The sequence below is a fragment of the Streptomyces sp. NBC_01264 genome, assembly GCF_026340675.1.
In the GTDB taxonomy this organism is placed as follows: Bacteria; Actinomycetota; Actinomycetes; order Streptomycetales; family Streptomycetaceae; genus Streptomyces.
On record NZ_JAPEOX010000002.1, the window covers coordinates 1,663,057 to 1,677,978 of the forward strand.

At 71.4% G+C, this 14,922-nt stretch carries 14 protein-coding genes and 1 pseudogene; 7 read left to right on the forward strand and 8 right to left on the reverse strand.

Going from position 1 to position 14,922, the window contains the following annotated elements; all coding sequences use genetic code 11:
* Window positions 1–71: 71 nt before the first annotated feature.
* The 4 genes from OG435_RS40540 (at window position 72) to OG435_RS40555 (ending at window position 2,732) form a co-directional block, all read left to right on the forward strand.
* Window positions 72–1,019 (forward strand): MASE1 domain-containing protein, encoded by a 948-nt coding sequence (locus OG435_RS40540; RefSeq protein ID WP_266886526.1) that lies wholly within the window; start codon window positions 72–74, stop codon window positions 1,017–1,019.
* A 177-nt stretch (window positions 1,020–1,196) separates the two neighbouring features.
* Window positions 1,197–1,763 (forward strand): RNA polymerase sigma factor, encoded by a 567-nt coding sequence (locus OG435_RS40545; protein ID WP_266885055.1) that lies wholly within the window; start codon window positions 1,197–1,199, stop codon window positions 1,761–1,763.
* Window positions 1,760–2,344 carry a hypothetical protein gene (locus tag OG435_RS40550; RefSeq protein WP_266885057.1) on the forward strand — a complete coding sequence of 195 codons (585 nt, stop codon included), beginning with the start codon at window positions 1,760–1,762 and terminating at the stop codon, window positions 2,342–2,344. Before OG435_RS40545 ends, OG435_RS40550 begins: the two co-directional genes overlap by 4 nt.
* 7 nt (window positions 2,345–2,351) lie before the next feature.
* The gene (locus tag OG435_RS40555; RefSeq protein ID WP_266885059.1) at window positions 2,352–2,732 is read left to right on the forward strand and encodes a hypothetical protein; all 381 of its coding nucleotides are present in this window, start codon (window positions 2,352–2,354) and stop codon (window positions 2,730–2,732) included.
* A 237-nt stretch (window positions 2,733–2,969) separates the two neighbouring features.
* Here OG435_RS40555 and OG435_RS40560 read toward each other — a convergent pair whose 3' ends face one another.
* Window positions 2,970–4,190, reverse strand: coding sequence for an aromatic amino acid transaminase (locus tag OG435_RS40560; RefSeq protein ID WP_266885061.1), 1,221 nt, complete (start codon window positions 4,188–4,190; stop codon window positions 2,970–2,972).
* Entirely contained in the window at window positions 4,183–5,160 is a 978-nt protein-coding gene (locus OG435_RS40565) for a DMT family transporter (protein ID WP_266885063.1), read from the reverse strand. Before OG435_RS40565 ends, OG435_RS40560 begins: the two co-directional genes overlap by 8 nt.
* A 135-nt stretch (window positions 5,161–5,295) precedes the next feature.
* Between OG435_RS40565 and OG435_RS40570 the strand changes: the two genes are divergently transcribed.
* Window positions 5,296–5,784, forward strand: coding sequence for an Lrp/AsnC family transcriptional regulator (locus tag OG435_RS40570; protein WP_323188003.1), 489 nt, complete (start codon window positions 5,296–5,298; stop codon window positions 5,782–5,784).
* A 171-nt stretch (window positions 5,785–5,955) separates the two neighbouring features.
* Here OG435_RS40570 and OG435_RS40575 read toward each other — a convergent pair whose 3' ends face one another.
* From OG435_RS40575 to OG435_RS40600, 6 genes are all read right to left on the reverse strand, one after another.
* The gene (locus OG435_RS40575) at window positions 5,956–7,641 is read right to left on the reverse strand and encodes an alpha/beta fold hydrolase (protein WP_266885068.1); all 1,686 of its coding nucleotides are present in this window, start codon (window positions 7,639–7,641) and stop codon (window positions 5,956–5,958) included.
* Window positions 7,642–7,772: 131 nt separating this feature from the next.
* Window positions 7,773–8,330, reverse strand: coding sequence for a TetR/AcrR family transcriptional regulator (locus OG435_RS40580; RefSeq protein ID WP_266885071.1), 558 nt, complete (start codon window positions 8,328–8,330; stop codon window positions 7,773–7,775).
* Between the two features lie 85 nt (window positions 8,331–8,415).
* On the reverse strand, window positions 8,416–9,642 hold the full coding sequence (locus tag OG435_RS40585) for an IS110 family transposase (RefSeq protein ID WP_266875563.1): 1,227 nt from the start codon (window positions 9,640–9,642) through the stop codon (window positions 8,416–8,418).
* Between the two features lie 242 nt (window positions 9,643–9,884).
* Window positions 9,885–10,397, reverse strand: coding sequence for an O-acetyl-ADP-ribose deacetylase (locus OG435_RS40590; RefSeq protein ID WP_266885073.1), 513 nt, complete (start codon window positions 10,395–10,397; stop codon window positions 9,885–9,887).
* 48 nt (window positions 10,398–10,445) lie between these two features.
* Window positions 10,446–11,753, reverse strand: coding sequence for a cation:proton antiporter (locus OG435_RS40595; protein ID WP_266885075.1), 1,308 nt, complete (start codon window positions 11,751–11,753; stop codon window positions 10,446–10,448).
* Between the two features lie 70 nt (window positions 11,754–11,823).
* Entirely contained in the window at window positions 11,824–12,387 is a 564-nt protein-coding gene (locus OG435_RS40600) for a MarR family winged helix-turn-helix transcriptional regulator (RefSeq protein ID WP_266885078.1), read from the reverse strand.
* 256 nt (window positions 12,388–12,643) lie between these two features.
* On the opposite strand from OG435_RS40600, the pseudogene OG435_RS40605 reads away from it, so the two are divergent.
* Window positions 12,644–13,450 (forward strand): annotated as a pseudogene (locus tag OG435_RS40605) (inorganic phosphate transporter); the annotation flags it as partial.
* 243 nt (window positions 13,451–13,693) lie between these two features.
* A complete protein-coding gene (locus OG435_RS40610) occupies window positions 13,694–14,920 on the forward strand; it encodes an IS110 family transposase (protein WP_266875563.1) in 1,227 nt (408 codons plus the stop codon).
* Window positions 14,921–14,922: the final 2 nt, after the last annotated feature.

A 14,922-nucleotide genomic window follows, 5' to 3' on the forward strand; every position in this document is an offset into this window, starting at 1 on the left:
ACCCCCGGCAACCGGCAACCCGTCCACGCGTGTCACGCCCTGCCGAGGCGCCCGGGCCGTTGTCTGATGCAGTGGTGCGCACCGTGGAATGGCGACGTCCGGGCGAAGCCCTCCTCCGGATCCTCGGGGTCGCCGTCGCCTACTACGCGACCGGTCGGCTCGGCCTGCTGCTGCACGTGAGCGTCGAGGGTGCGGTCGTCACGCCCCTGTGGCTGCCCACCGGGATCGCGCTCGCCTGTCTGCTGTGGTTCGGGCCCCGGATCTGGCCGGGCATCGCGCTCGGGACGTACCTCGCCATCGAGCGGATCAGTACCTTCGATCTCGTGGATCTCGGCATCCTCGCGGGCAACACCCTCGCTCCGCTGTGCGCCTACGCGCTGCTGCGCCGGGCGGACTTCCGCCCCGAACTGGACCGGCTGCGGGACGGGCTGGCGCTGGTCTTCCTCGGCGGCCTGGCGCCGATGCTGATCAGCTCCACCATCGGCACCTGGACGCTCGTGCTCACCGGCGACCTGCCGCTGCCGAGCTTCTGGCCGGTGTGGTCCGCCTGGTGGGCCGGCGACACGATGGGCATCCTCCTGGTGACCCCGCTGCTGCTGGTCCTGCCCCGGGCCCGGCTGCCCCGGGACGCGTACCGGGTGGCCGAGGCGGCGGCTCTGGCGGTCACGGTCGGCGCCGTCACCCTCACGGCCAGCCGCAGCTCCCTGTCCCTGCTCTTCCTCGTCTTCCCCCTGCTCATCTGGGCCGCAGTGCGTTTCCGGCTCCCCGGCAGCGCACCGTGCGCCCTGCTCGTGTCCGTCATCGCGATCACGGCGGCGACCGACCGCACCGGACCGTTCGCCGGCCACACCCTCTTCGAGGTCATGGTCAACCTCCAGGCGCTCAACGGAGCGGCTGCCCTCACCGCGCTGCTGCTGGCGGCCCTCGTCACGGAGCAGGAGAACATCCGCCTGAAGATCGAAGAGGTCTGCGAGGACCTGGCCGACGTGGTGGCCCGCCTGGCCCCGCCGAAGGACTGACCGGCGCAGCCGCCCGGCGACGGCCCAGAGATCCCGTCCATCGCCTTGCGGTGGTCGTTCCACCGGGCCCGGCGCTGTCTTCAGCGAGACTGCGCGGCAGGGCGCGCGAACGCTTTTGCCTCTTCTGACAAGTACGGGGTGAGGTCGTGACGTGCGCGGCTGGGGAGAGGTGGCTCGGTGGATACGGAGACGGACGACAGATTGTTGGACCGCTCGGCAAGGGACGCCGGGGCGTTCGAAGTGCTGGTGGTCAGGATGTCGGGCGTACTGCACGGCTACCTGGTGCGCCGCGCGCCGGCCGCGGCCGATGATCTGCTCGCGGAGGTGTGGCAGCAGGCGTTCAGCAGCCGCGAGAGCTTCGACCCTGTGCTGGGGACGGCCAGGACCTGGCTGTTCGGTGTGGCACGGAACGTGCTCGCCGCACACTGGCGCCGCATCGACCGGGAGCAGCAGCTGCCCGCCTCGAACGAGCGGGCCAGCGACCCTTGGCACGCCGTCGGCCAGCGGCTCGACGCCGCCGCCGTCGGACCGCTGCTGCGGAGCACGATGGCCGGACTTCCCCATGTCGAGCGGGAACTCCTGCTGCTCGTCGCATGGGAGCAGCTCACCCCCGCCGATGCCGCCGCTGTGGTCGGCATACCGCCGGGCACCGCCCGGTCCCGGCTGCACCGGGCCCGGTCCCGGGTGCGGGCCGTCATGCAGCAGGTTGCGCACACCCCTCGTCTGACAGGAGATCCCGCATGACCGAGCACGACGTACTCGACTTCCCCGGCGCGGACGGCGTACGAGCGGCAGGTGACGTAGCTCCGCCGAGCGCGCGGGCGGTGGAAGCCGCGCTGACGGCGGTGCGCGCAGCCGTCGCCGCGGAGGCCGCGGAGGCGGGGAGTCCGGTGGACGCCGTCCCGCCTCGTACCGCCGTACGCCGCCGTCGCCTCCAGCGCCTGCTCGTGTCGGCCGCCGCCGTCGCGGTCATCGCCATCGGTGTCGCCGTCTACCCGGTGGTCGGGCACGGTCCCACCGCGACCGCCACGGCGGCCGACTTCCTGCGGGAGGTCGCGGTGACCGCGAACGAGCGCTCGCTGCCGCAGGCCCCGTACTGGAAGGTGCGCTCCCGGACGGAACCCTCCTCGCAGATCAGGACCTCCTGGATCGGGCGCAACCGCAGCGTCGGCCAGAACAGCGAAGGCAGCCCCGTGGTGGAGTTCCCCCCCGCCGGAGGTCTACTCGTGGCGGATCGGCGAGACCGGCCAGAAGGACATCACCTGGGACGAGCTCCCCTCCCTGCCGACGGACGCGCAAGAGCTCCGGGCCCGGTTGACAGATGACGGCGCGGTGGCGCCGGACCTCCTCTTCAACCAGGCTGTGAACCTGCTGTGCTCGGCACCGCTCGAACCGGCCGTACGCGGCGCGCTGTTCGAGGTGCTCGCCGACACTCCGGGCATCACGCTCGTGGGACCGGTCAAGGACGCCGCCGGGCGCACCGGAACGGCCGTGGAGATGCGGAGCGACGAGCGGGCCTGGAGGATGGTCCTCGACCCGGCGACCGGCATGCTCCTGGAGTACGGAATCTACGAACCCGGCGGGGCCGAAGGCGACCGTCTCGTGGGAAGCGACACCTACCTCTCGGCAGAGCCCGCGTGGAGCATCCCTCCCACCGTTTCCATGCGCCCCCAGGTCCCCACCCCGCCCGTGCTCTCGCCACCTCTCCCCTGAAACAGCCCGCCCCGCGCGGGCGCGGCGTTCGCTCGGGGTGTCGGCTCGGCGGTCCTCTCGAACACGCCTAGGCCGTCTCTTTCGGATCTTGTCGGCCGAGTCCGCGGCGTCTGGTGCCGTGCCGTGCCTGGCCGTGCTGTCGGGGCGTTCGCGTACTGGGCGTACGTGGTCGCCTCGGCAGTGCGGCCAGGCGCGGTGCCGGGCGTCGCGGGCCCGGCAAGATCCGAAAGAGACGGCCTAGGCGGGCAGGATCACCCGTGGCGCGTCGGCCTCGTCGAGGACCGCCGCGATGCCCTGTGCGAGGTGGGGAATGCGGTTCGCGGGGATTCCCGCGATGTTGATCCGCCCCGAGGTGGTTCCGTAGACGGCGTGCTGCCGGCGGAGCCGGAGCATCTGGTGCGGTGCGAGCGGCAGCATGGAGAACATCCCCTTCTGCCGTGCCAGCGATCGCGTCCGCTCCCCACAGCCCAGGGCGCTCAAGTGGGCGGCCAGATCGGCCCGGTTGGCCATGATCCTGCCCCGCATGACGTCCAGTTCCGCTCGCCAGGCGGCCCGTAGGCCCGCGTCCTCCAGGATCGTGGTCACGACGGCCGCGCCGTGCTCGGGCGGCATCGAGTACAGCGTCCGGGCCGCGTTCTGCAGGGCCGTCTCGGCGTGGCGCACGGCCTGGCCCGAGGCGCCGAGAACGATCGCGCAGCCGACGCGGTCGCTGTAGAGGCCGAAGTTCTTGGAGCAGCTGACCGCGATCAGCATTTCCGGCACGCGCGCCGCCAGCATCCGCGTGGCCCGCAGGTCGGCCTCCAGGCCGTCGCCGAGCCCGTGGTAGGCGAGGTCGACGAAGGGCACCCAGCCGCCGCGGACGGCCGAATCGGCCAGCGCCTTCCAGTCGTCGAGGAGGGGGTCCACACCCGTGGGGTTGTGACAGCACCCCTGGAGCAGGACGACGTCCTCCCGCCGGGCCCGGCTCAGTTCCCGCAGCACGCCCGCCGTGTCGAAGCCGCCCTCGGCGTCGCGCCAGCCGTACGGGCGGACCTTCAGCCCGGCGGCCTCCAGGATGGGCCGGTGGTTGACGTAGGCCGGATCACTGACCCACACCGTGGTGCCGGGGCGGGTACGCCAGATCAGATCGGCCAGCAGCCGCAGTGCGCCGGAGCCCGCGACGGTCTGGACGGCCGCGGCCCGGTCGGACGGTCCGCCCGGGCCGGGGCCCAGGACCAGGTCCAGCAGGGAGCTGTTGAAGGCTGCGTTGCCGGAGAGCCCGCGGTACTCCTTGGACTCCGAGCGCTCCGCCAGGCGTATCTCGGCCTCGCGCACGGCGGCCATGACGGGCGTGGTTCCGGTCTGGTCCCGGTAGACGCCGAGGACGAGGTTCAGGCGTTCGGGCCGCTCGTCGGTGCCGAACTCGTAGGTCAGGTCCCACAGCGGGTCGGTGGGCGGCGGCGGGAGGAGCTCAAGCATCTGCGGGCACCTTGGGTCGTGGGCGGCGGTTGGCGAGGACGACGCCGGCGGTGATGAGGGGTACGCCGATGAGTACGGCGGGGGTCGGCGACTCACCGAGCAGGGGGACGGCGAGCAGGACGACGGCGACGGGGCTGAGGCTGCCGACGACGGAGCTGCGTTCGGCGCCCAGCCTGCGGATGGCGAAGGCGTACAGCAGGCCCGCGCACAGCCCGACTCCGAGTCCCTGAACCACCAGGAACAGCACGATGTCGCCGCCCGCGGCGTGCGCGATGCCCGTCGGGAGCACCCCGGTCAGGACCAGGACCCCGATCACCGCGAAGGAGGGCAGGCACAGCAGTCCGATCGATCCGACGGGATCGAGGTCCACCTCGCGCAGTCCCACCGTGTAGAGGGCCCACAACCCGCTGGCCACCAGGAGCGTGCCCGTACCGGCGAGTACGTCCGTGTCCACCGGGACGACGTAGCGCCAGACGAGGGCGACGACACCGGACGCGATCAGCGCGAGCCCGGCCGCCTGCGTTCCCCGGGGAACCCCGTGTCCGCGGCGGACCATGATCGCCGAGACGAACAGCGGGACCATCCCGGGGACGATCGAGCCGACGAAGGCCGCGGAGGTCAGGGCGCCCCCGTGCATCGCCGCCAGGAAGAAGGGCACGCCCGCACCGCAGATGATCTTGAGCGCGACGCCCGGCCGCACTGCGGCGATGCGGTGGCGGCGCCGCCACAGGGCGGGGAGCAGGACGAGGAGGGGGACACCGAACCGCAGCAGGGCCGCGTCGGCCGGCAGGAGGGAGGAGGCGCTCAGGGCGCGGGCGCTGAGCGCGAAGGCCGCCCAGATCGCCACGGTCAGCAGGAGCGCCAGCAGGCCTTCGGCCTGCGGGGAGAGCCCGAAGCGGCCGGGGTGTCCGGCCTTCGGGCCCGCCGCGTCGGGAGGCGCGGTCGCCGGGGTGGTGTTCGTCGCGACCAAGGAAATTGCTCCAGCCTCTGAGAGCGGACCGGTCCGGCCCGTTCGGGAGCAACGCTAGAGCTTGGAGCGGGGCAGTCGATTGCCAGTTCTGCCTCCTGGACATACGTTTGGGGCAGAATCTGCCAAGGAGTGGCCATGGACGCAGTCGATCTGCAGATCATCAGGGAATTGCAGGCCGACGGACGCCTCTCCAACCAGGATCTGGCCGACCGCGTCCGGCTCTCCCCGTCGCCCTGCCTGCGCCGGGTGCGGCGCCTGGAGGAAGCGGGCCTCATCCGCGGCTACACCGCCATGGTCGACCAGGTCGCCTTCGGACTCCCGGTCACCGTGTTCGTCCGGATCCGCCTCGAACGCCACACGGCGGAGGCGGTGAGGCTGTTCGAAGAGCACGTCGCGGTCATCGAGCACATCCAGGACTGCTACCTGATGGCGGGGAGCAGCGACTACCTGCTCCGCGTCGTCATCGAGGACCTCGAAGCCTACGAAGCCCTGGTGCGCCACCGGATCCACGCCATCCCCGGTATCGCCTCGATCGAGTCGAGCTTCGCGTACGGCAGCGTCAAGCAGACGAGGACGTACCCCCGGCCCGCCCCGGGCGCATCGAGGCGGGCACCGTCCCCCTGAGCCGAACACGGCGGTCACCCGCTGATGAGGCCCAGCCGGCCGGACGCCGCTCGTGGGCCGGCCGTACGCCGGCCCCAGGCTGCTCGTGGGCTGGTCGTACGCCGGTCCCAGGCTCGTCGTACGCCGGTCCCAGGCCGCTCGTACGCCGGTCCCAGGCCGCTCGTACGCCGGTCATCCGCCGATCCGAGCGGAGACGGCGGCGAGGTGGCGGGCGACCTGCGCGGGGTGGGTGAGCTGGGGGTAGTGCCCGGCCCCGTCGATCTCGGCCACCGGGTGGTCCGCGGCCTCGACCAGCGGATCGGCCGAGCCCACGACGATCCGGACCGGGACGGTCACCCGGTCCAGCAGCTCCCGCGACCTCCGGCGTCCGGCGACGTCCGTGCGCAGGGCCGCGACCACGCGGCGCGCCGCGCCGCGACGGCTCAGGTCGGCCGCGGCGCTCCCCACCTCCGCCCCCTCGGGGACGCCGAGCGTCCGGGCCAGCCGGGCGGCGGACATCCGGCGCAGCATCGCCGCGGCCAGGCCCGAGCGGGCGAGCCGGGAGGCGGGTGCCTGCAGGAACGCCGGGGAGATGAGCACGAGGCCGCCGACGCGGTCCGGGTGGTCGACGGCGAAGCGCAGCGCGGGTCCGCAGGCCAGGGAGTGCGCGACCAGCGTGGGGCGGGTCCGCACCGGGGCCAGCAGATCGGCCAGCCACGCGTCCACCGGCCCGGCCGGCGCGGCCGAGCGGCCCAGGCCCGGCAGGTCAGGGGCCAGGACGGCGCCGGGAAGGAGGGCGGCGAGGGGCGCCCAGAGGTCCGCGTTCATCGGCAGTCCGTGCAGCAGGACGTGGTCGGGGCGCTGCCGCTCCCCGCTCACCCAGGTACGGCTGCCCGCCACCTCGGTGAAGCCGTGCGGCCGCAGCCACGGCGATGCGGCACCGAACCGCGCGGCCACCAGGTCGTCGGCCCATCCGCGCAGGGCGTCGGCGGCCGGGGGCATCTCCAGGCCGGCGCCCGCCGCGAAGGCGCGGGCGGAGGCCGTCGGGTAGCGGTCGGTGGACAGGAACGCCAGCGTCTCGGGATCGGCGCCGGTCAGCCTGCGCGGCAGGCGCCGCAGCAGAGCGGCGGGAACCGTCCGCCGGGGTGCGCGTACGCCGATGTGGTCGGCGATCGTACCGATGAGCTCGGGCAGGAGGGGGGTGTCGTCGTCGAGCACCCAGTAGTGCTCGCCCGCGGGCGCCGTGGGGACCTCCGCAAGGAAGCGTACGAAGTACTCGATCGTGGCGATCGGCAGGAACGTGTCGGGGCCGCCGGGCAGGGCGGGAAGCCGGCCGTTCCACAGGTCTTCGACGAGGGAGGCCAGGCCGATGTACTGGCCCGGCCCGATCACCGTGCTGGGGTTCGCGATGGTCAGCGGGACTCCCAGGGCGGCGGCGCGGGCGCGCACCGCGAGATCGCCTTCGAACTTCGACGCCTCGTACGCTCCCAGCCCGGCGTAGTCGGGGTGGCCCTCGGATGCGCTCACCCGGTACCCGCTGATGTGCACCAGCCGCCGCAGACCGGGCAGTTGGGCGGCCCATTCGAGCACGTTGAGCGCCCCGGTGACATTGGTCGCCCGCGCCTCCCGCACGCCGAGACCGAAGGCGAAGCGGCCGGCTGCGTTGTAGACGTCGCGCACCTCGGGCAGTCCGGCGAGCGGTCGCGTGATGTCGGCGACGACCACGTCCAGCCCGCCGGTGTCCACGCCCTGGGAGGTCAGCCAGGGGGTGAGGGTGTCGTTGCGTACGGCTGCCGCCACCCGCAGGCCCCGGGTGAGCAGTTCGGCGACGAGCGAGCGGCCGATGAAGCCGGTCGCGCCGAAGACGATCGCGTCCATGGGAACTCCTTGAATAGATCGGTCTACATATTCTGAGGCGAAAACGAGGCCCGCCGGTCGCGGCGGGCCGTGTCAGGTCAGGCCATGTCAGATGAGGTCATGTCAGATGAGGTCAGGTCAGGCGGGCCGTATCAGGCCAGCAGGGCGCCGATCTGGCGGGAGACGCTGTCCAGCGGCCCCCTGCTGCGGTGCGCCCGGGCCAGCAGGAGCGCCCCCTCGACCAGGGCCAGAATCGTGACGGCGAGGTCTTCGGCGTCCGGACGGGCCGCCAGTCGCGCCCGCAGGGCCTCCTGCCACGAGGCGTAGACCTCCGAGCACGCCTCGTGCAGCGGATCACTGGTGGCGGCCATCTCCAGCGTCACGGTGGCCACCGGACACCCCTTGCGCCAGCCCGACTCCTCCAGCCGGTCGCCCAGATGCCGCAGCACCCCGTCGACGAACTCCGCCACCGACGGACTGGAGCCGGCCAGTCCCCCCAGGGCCTCGCCGATCATTCCCCCGGCCCGCCGGACGGACTCGCCGACGAGCTGGTCCTTGCCCCCGGGGAAGTGGAAGTAGAGCGAGCCTCGGGGCGCACCACTGGCCGCGATCACTTGATTGAGCCCGGCGCCGAAGTACCCTCCGGCCTCGATCAGCTCCTGCGTCGCGTCCAGCAGTCGGTCGCGCGTCTCGGCACCCTTTTGTCCCATGGCGCCAGACTAGACCGATCTACATATTCTTTCAATCGGCCTCCCGGTCCGCCCTGGCCGGTCAGACATCCCATGCCGTTTCATGTCAAGAGGGATAGAGCTGGGCGTGGTGTGACCAGGCGGTTGCTTCGTCGTAGTGGGTGCGGGTTTTGAGGCATCCGTGGAGGATGCCGACGAGGCGGTTTCCGACCTGGCGGAGGGCAGGGTTGTAGCCGGCGTCGCGGGCGCGCTGCTTGTCGTAGTAGCGGCGGGCGCCGGGTGAGGTGTTCAGCGCGGAGAACGCCTGGAGTTGCAGGGCCGAGGCGAGGCGGTTGTTGCGGACGTAGCGGGCCTGGACGGTGTGGCTCTTGCCGGAGGCCCGGGTGATAGGGCTGGTCCCGGCGTAGTTCTTGCGGGCCTTCGCGTTGTCGTAGCGGGTGGGGTCGTCCCCGAACTCGGCGAGCACCCGGGCGCCGGTGATCTCCGCGATGCCGGGCATCGAGAGGTAGATCTCAGCGTCCGGGTGCTCAAGAAAATGTGCCTTCACCTGCCTTTCGAGCTCGGCTATCTGCTCGTTCAGACTGATCAGCAGGCGCGCGTGGGCTGTCGCGGCGGCCGCGTAGGCGGCGGTCACCGGTTCGGGCAGACCGAGGTGTTCTTCTCGCAGCGCGGTCTGGATCGTGGCGGCTTTCTGGGGCCGGTTGTGCCGGCGGTGGCGGGTCAGGACCGCGGTGATCTGGGGGCGCGTCAGCTTCGCCGCGGTGGCGGGCGTGGGCGCCTTGATCAGCAGCTCCAGTGCGTCCGTGCTGGTCAGCGCCAAGTCGGCGTAGGCGTCCAGGGCCGCGGGGAAGTACTCGCGCAGCGTATTGCGCAGCCGCTGGAAGGTGCGGGTGCGTTCCCAGATCAGTGTCTGGTGGGCACGGGCGACGACCTTCACGGCCTGGGCCTGCTCGCTGTCTCCAGCGACGGGCCGCAACTGGTCACGGTCGATACGGACCATGTCTGCCAGCGCGTGCGCATCGCCTTTATCGCTCTTGGCGCCGGAGGTTCCGTAGCGTTCCTTGAACCGGTTGACCTGCCTCGGGTTGATCGCGAACACCTGGTAGCCGGAGGCGATCAGGGCCTGCACCCACGGGCCGCGATCGGTCTCGATCCCCACCACCACCTCGGCGGAGTCCACATCCGCGCCACCGTACTTCGCGATGAGCGCGTGCAGTTTCGCGATGCCCTCCACCCCCTCGGGCAGGGTCGCGACGGCCAGCTTGCGGCCCGTCCCGTCCTGGACCTCGACATCGTGATGGTCTTCGGCCCAGTCGTCACCGATCAGCAGCAACAGTTCTCTCCCGCTCGTATCCGTTCGTTCAGTTGCACAGCAGCCTGCGGAAGGCACGGCACGCGGCCTAATGGATCCAGTGCTCACGCCCGTGGGCGGGCACGCCATCCCATCAGCGGTCATGGCCTCCCGGCCGACCAGCAGGGGCACGGTCTGACCACAGAACTCGAACGGCTCCGGCATCGGAAGTGCTCACCTGCTGGCGGCTACAACATCAAGTCTCTACGACCCGATACGTCCCATTAGGCATCCACCACTGCCGCGAACGCCGCGTAGGCACGCTCGTCGAAGAGGACGAACCGGACCTCCTCCACCTCGGTCCGGGTGGCCCGTACGGTCTCCACCGCGATCCGCGCCCCGTCGTCCATCGGCCAGCCGTAGACGCCGGTGGAGATCGCGGGGAAGGCGACCGTACGGGCCCCCAGCTCGTCGGCGACCCGCAGCGACTCCCGGTAGCAGGAGGCGAGCAGCTCCGAGCGGTCCTCCCCGCGCGACCAGACCGGTCCGACCGTGTGGATCACGTGCTCCGCCGGGAGCCGGCCGGCCGTGGTGGCGACGGCCCGGCCCGTCGCCAGGCCCTTGCCGTAGTGGGAGCGGCGCAGGTCCTCGCAGGCGGCCAGGATCTCCGGGCCGCCGCGCCGGTGGATGGCTCCGTCGACCCCGCCGCCGCCGAGGAGCGAGGAGTTCGCGGCGTTGACCACCGCGTCGGCCGCCTCGGCGGTGATGTCGCCCTGGACGATCGTGATGCGCGGCATGGGATTCCCTTTCTCCGCTTCTCCGCCGATGCGGCAATCGCCCTGGCATCAGCGGGATTTCGTCTCGTTGGCATCGAACTTCCGCAGCGGGACGGTACGCGGCTCCGGCCGGGTCGAGCCACCGGCGCGGGCGCCCGGGGCCCTCGTGGCGGGGAGGATCCGGCTCAGCAGCGGACCGGTGAGCGCGGTGGTCGTCACCGCCATCACCACCATCAGCGAGTACAGCTTCGCGTCCAGGAGGCCGAGCTCCAAGCCGACGCCGAGGACCACCAGTTCGGTGAGCCCGCGCGTGTTCAGCAGGGCGCCGAGCGCCGCCGCGCGGCGACCGTCCACCCCTCCGATGCGTGCGCCGACGTACGCGCCGCCGAACTTCCCGGTGACGGCCACGGCCATGACGGCGGCCAGCAGGCCGAGGTCCGATCCGTTCAGACGGGAGAGATCGACCTTCAGGCCGGACAATACGAAGTACACGGGCAGCAGGAGCAGACCGCACAGCGGTTCCACCCTGTGGAGGACTCCGTCCCGGAGTCCGCCGTCCGTTCCCCGCGGCAGTACGGCACCGAACAGGAACGCGCCGAAGATGTAGTGGAGGCCCAGCCATTCGGTGAAGGCGGCCGACACCAGGAGCCCGCCGAGCACGAGCGCGAGAAGGTTCCTGTTGCCGGCCCGGCCGCCCGGCTCGTCCTGCGCGACCATCCCGGCGGCCCGGCGGAGCAGCGGGCGGACCACGCTGACCATCAGCGCCACGTACGGCACCAGCAGCGCCGGCCGCCAGTCGAAGCGCTCGCCCGTGGCGATCGCGACCACCACGGCGAGCAGGGTCCAGGCGAGCAGGTCGGCGATGGCGGCGCAGGCCAGGGCGGTGGCACCGACCCGGGTGCCGGCCAGGTCGCGGTCGGCGATGATCCGCGCCAGGACGGGAAACGCCGTCACGGACATCGCGACCGAGAAGAACAGCACGAAGCCGACGGGCGAGCCTTGGTGATGCGAGGACACCAGCGTCCAGGCCAGTGCGGCGCCCAGTACCAGCGGCAGCAGGGTCGAGCAGAGGGACGTCCACAGGGTGACCCGTCCCCCGCCCCGCAGGATGCCGAGGTCGAGCTCACTGCCGACGACGAACATGAAGAGCGCGACACCCACCGCGGCGAGTGCGTCGAGCAGGGGCCGGACCCCGATGGGGAAGAGAACGCCGGAGAGGTGGCTGCCGAACAGGGTGGGCCCCAGCAGTACCCCGGTGAGGATCTCACCGATCACCGCGGGCTGACCGAATCTGCGCGCCAGTGCTCCCATGGCCCGCGCGAGACCCAGGATCACGGCCAGGCCCAGGAAGAGGTGGACGGCCTGGGGCCCGCTCACCGCCGGCCTCCGTCCCCGGGTGCATTCGGTTCATCCGGTCTTGTCCACGGAGGGACAGGGCAACCGATCATCACGAAGACTCCTCACCACGTGTCGTGTGCCGCTTGAGGAGACTTACCGCGACAGACCGATGACACGTCGAAGCTCCGGTGATTCGGGGCGACTTCGGAAGCTCGCCCCGCTCGACCGGAGCTCCGTCGCGTGAGTAAGGGGCCGGCTCGGACGCGCTCGCCGCCCGGCCGGGAAGGACCTCGCCCCCCCCGCCGCCCCCGTCCTCCAGGCTGGCGGCGAGGCGGGTGGGGGCCGGCAGGGCCGTACGGAGCGCCGCGCGGTCGGCGTGGGGCAGGGCCGTCAGCGCGTGCTCCAGGCGGCGTTCGTGGGCGCGGGTCCAAGCCGCCAGCCGCAGCCGGCCTGCGTCGGTGGCGCGGACGGCCGCGGCGCGCCGCTCCTCGCTGTCCACCTCGCTGTCCACCTCGCGGATCACCAGCCCGTTCGTGGCCGTCGTGGCGACGAGTCCGCTCACCGTGGACTGCGCGAGGCGCTGGTGGGAGGCGAGTTCGCTGACGCGCACCGGGGAGTGCTCGACGCAGACCTGGAGGAGTTCCACCTGGGCCATGGGGAGCGAGGCGTCCATCGCCCATGAGGAGGCAGAAGAAAAGGAGGAAATACCCGCCCCGCGAGGGCCATAAGACCGGAACGCCGCTTCCACCACGGCCGGGCCGGGAATTCACGACGAAATCCTTTACGGATTTTCCCGGCATTTTTGCCTTCCTATACTTAACGCCGCCTTATTCGCTTTCCGTTCACCGAGGAGCCCGATTTGTCCGGTTCGGCGCGCCTATGGTTCTGACGTACCGCTCCCCTCCAGAGACTCGTAGAGACACGCACTCATGGACTCCTCCACGACGCTCATCGCGATCACCATCGCGGTGGCCCTGCTCTTCGACTTCACCAACGGGTTCCACGACACGGCGAACGCGGTGGCCACCGCCATCGCCACCGGCGCATTGCGCCCCAAGGTCGCCGTGGCCATGTCGGCGGTGTGCAATCTCGCCGGCGCCTTCGTTTCGGTGGCGGTCGCCAAGACGATCTCCGGCGGCATCATCGACGAGCACGCCGGAATACGTCCGCCGGTCATCCTCGCCGCCCTGACCGGGGCCATCCTGTGGAATCTGGTGACCTGGCTGCTCGGAATTCCCAGCAGTTCCTCGCACGCCCTCGTGGGCGGGCTGCTCGGCGCCAGCATCGCCTCGGTGGGCCTCCAGGGGGTCAACGGGATGGCCGTGGCCGGCAAGATCCTCCTCCCCGCCGCGCTGTCTCCGCTGATCGGCGGACTCGTGGCGTACGCGGCCACGCGCGTGGCCGGCCGGCTGGGCGGACCGGAACGCGGCGCGGACCGGGCGGGACGCGAGCCGGAGCCCGGCACCCAGCACGGAGCGGAGCCCGGCACGGGGCCCGGAGGGGGCCGCGGAGCCCGCGCCGGGCAGGTGCTCGCGGCCGCCCTCGTGTCGCTGGCGCACGGCACCGGCGACGGGCAGAAGACCATGGGCGTGATCACGCTGACCCTGGTCACGGCGGGCTCCCTACCGGCCGGGGCCGGGCCCCCGCTGTGGGTCGTCGTGGCCGCGGGGCTCACGATGGCCCTGGGCACCTACACGGGCGGCTGGCGCATCATCCGCACCCTCGGTACGGGCCTAATGGGACGTATCGGGTCGTAGAGACTTGATGTTGTAGCCGCCAGCAGGTGAGCACTTCCGATGCCGGAGCCGTTCGAGTTCTGTGGTCAGACCGTGCCCCTGCTGGTCGGCCGGGAGGCCATGACCGCTGATGGGATGGCGTGCCCGCCCACGGGCGTGAGCACTGGATCCATTAGGCCGCGTGCCGTGCCTTCCGCAGGCTGCTGTGCAACTGAACGAACGGATACGAGCGGGAGAGAACTGTTGCTGCTGATCGGTGACGACTGGGCCGAAGACCATCACGATGTCGAGGTCCAGGACGGGACGGGCCGCAAGCTGGCCGTCGCGACCCTGCCCGAGGGGGTGGAGGGCATCGCGAAACTGCACGCGCTCATCGCGAAGTACGGTGGCGCGGATGTGGACTCCGCCGAGGTGGTGGTGGGGATCGAGACCGATCGCGGCCCGTGGGTGCAGGCCCTGATCGCCTCCGGCTACCAGGTGTTCGCGATCAACCCGAGGCAGGTCAACCGGTTCAAGGAACGCTACGGAACCTCCGGCGCCAAGAGCGATAAAGGCGATGCGCACGCGCTGGCAGACATGGTCCGTATCGACCGTGACCAGTTGCGGCCCGTCGCTGGAGACAGCGAGCAGGCCCAGGCCGTGAAGGTCGTCGCCCGTGCCCACCAGACACTGATCTGGGAACGCACCCGCACCTTCCAGCGGCTGCGCAATACGCTGCGCGAGTACTTCCCCGCGGCCCTGGACGCCTACGCCGACTTGGCGCTGACCAGCACGGACGCACTGGAGCTGCTGATCAAGGCGCCCACGCCCGCCACCGCGGCGAAGCTGACGCGCCCCCAGATCACCGCGGTCCTGACCCGCCACCGCCGGCACAACCGGCCCCAGAAAGCCGCCACGATCCAGACCGCGCTGCGAGAAGAACACCTCGGTCTGCCCGAACCGGTGACCGCCGCCTACGCGGCCGCCGCGACAGCCCACGCGCGCCTGCTGATCAGTCTGAACGAGCAGATAGCCGAGCTCGAAAGGCAGGTGAAGGCACATTTTCTTGAGCACCCGGACGCTGAGATCTACCTCTCGATGCCCGGCATCGCGGAGATCACCGGCGCCCGGGTGCTCGCCGAGTTCGGGGACGACCCCACCCGCTACGACAACGCGAAGGCCCGCAAGAACTACGCCGGGACCAGCCCTATCACCCGGGCCTCCGGCAAGAGCCACACCGTCCAGGCCCGCTACGTCCGCAACAACCGCCTCGCCTCGGCCCTGCAACTCCAGGCGTTCTCCGCGCTGAACACCTCACCCGGCGCCCGCCGCTACTACGACAAGCAGCGCGCCCGCGACGCCGGCTACAACCCTGCCCTCCGCCAGGTCGGAAACCGCCTCGTCGGCATCCTCCACGGATGCCTCAAAACCCGCACCCACTACGACGAAGCAACCGCCTGGTCACACCACGCCCAGCTCTATCCCTCTTGACA

Excerpts from the sequence above, each read along its gene's own strand:
- OG435_RS40580 (WP_266885071.1), bottom strand. The coding sequence starts at position 8,330 with ATGGGACAAAAGGGTGCCGAGACGCGCGACCGACTGCTGGACGCGACG.
- OG435_RS40575 (WP_266885068.1), bottom strand. The coding sequence starts at position 7,641 with ATGGACGCGATCGTCTTCGGCGCGACCGGCTTCATCGGCCGCTCGCTC.
- OG435_RS40550 (WP_266885057.1), top strand. The coding sequence starts at position 1,760 with ATGACCGAGCACGACGTACTCGACTTCCCCGGCGCGGACGGCGTACGA.
- OG435_RS40560 (WP_266885061.1), bottom strand. The coding sequence starts at position 4,190 with ATGCTTGAGCTCCTCCCGCCGCCGCCCACCGACCCGCTGTGGGACCTG.
- OG435_RS40590 (WP_266885073.1), bottom strand. The coding sequence starts at position 10,397 with ATGCCGCGCATCACGATCGTCCAGGGCGACATCACCGCCGAGGCGGCC.
- OG435_RS40600 (WP_266885078.1), bottom strand. The coding sequence starts at position 12,387 with ATGGACGCCTCGCTCCCCATGGCCCAGGTGGAACTCCTCCAGGTCTGC.
- OG435_RS40570 (WP_323188003.1), top strand. The coding sequence starts at position 5,296 with ATGGACGCAGTCGATCTGCAGATCATCAGGGAATTGCAGGCCGACGGA.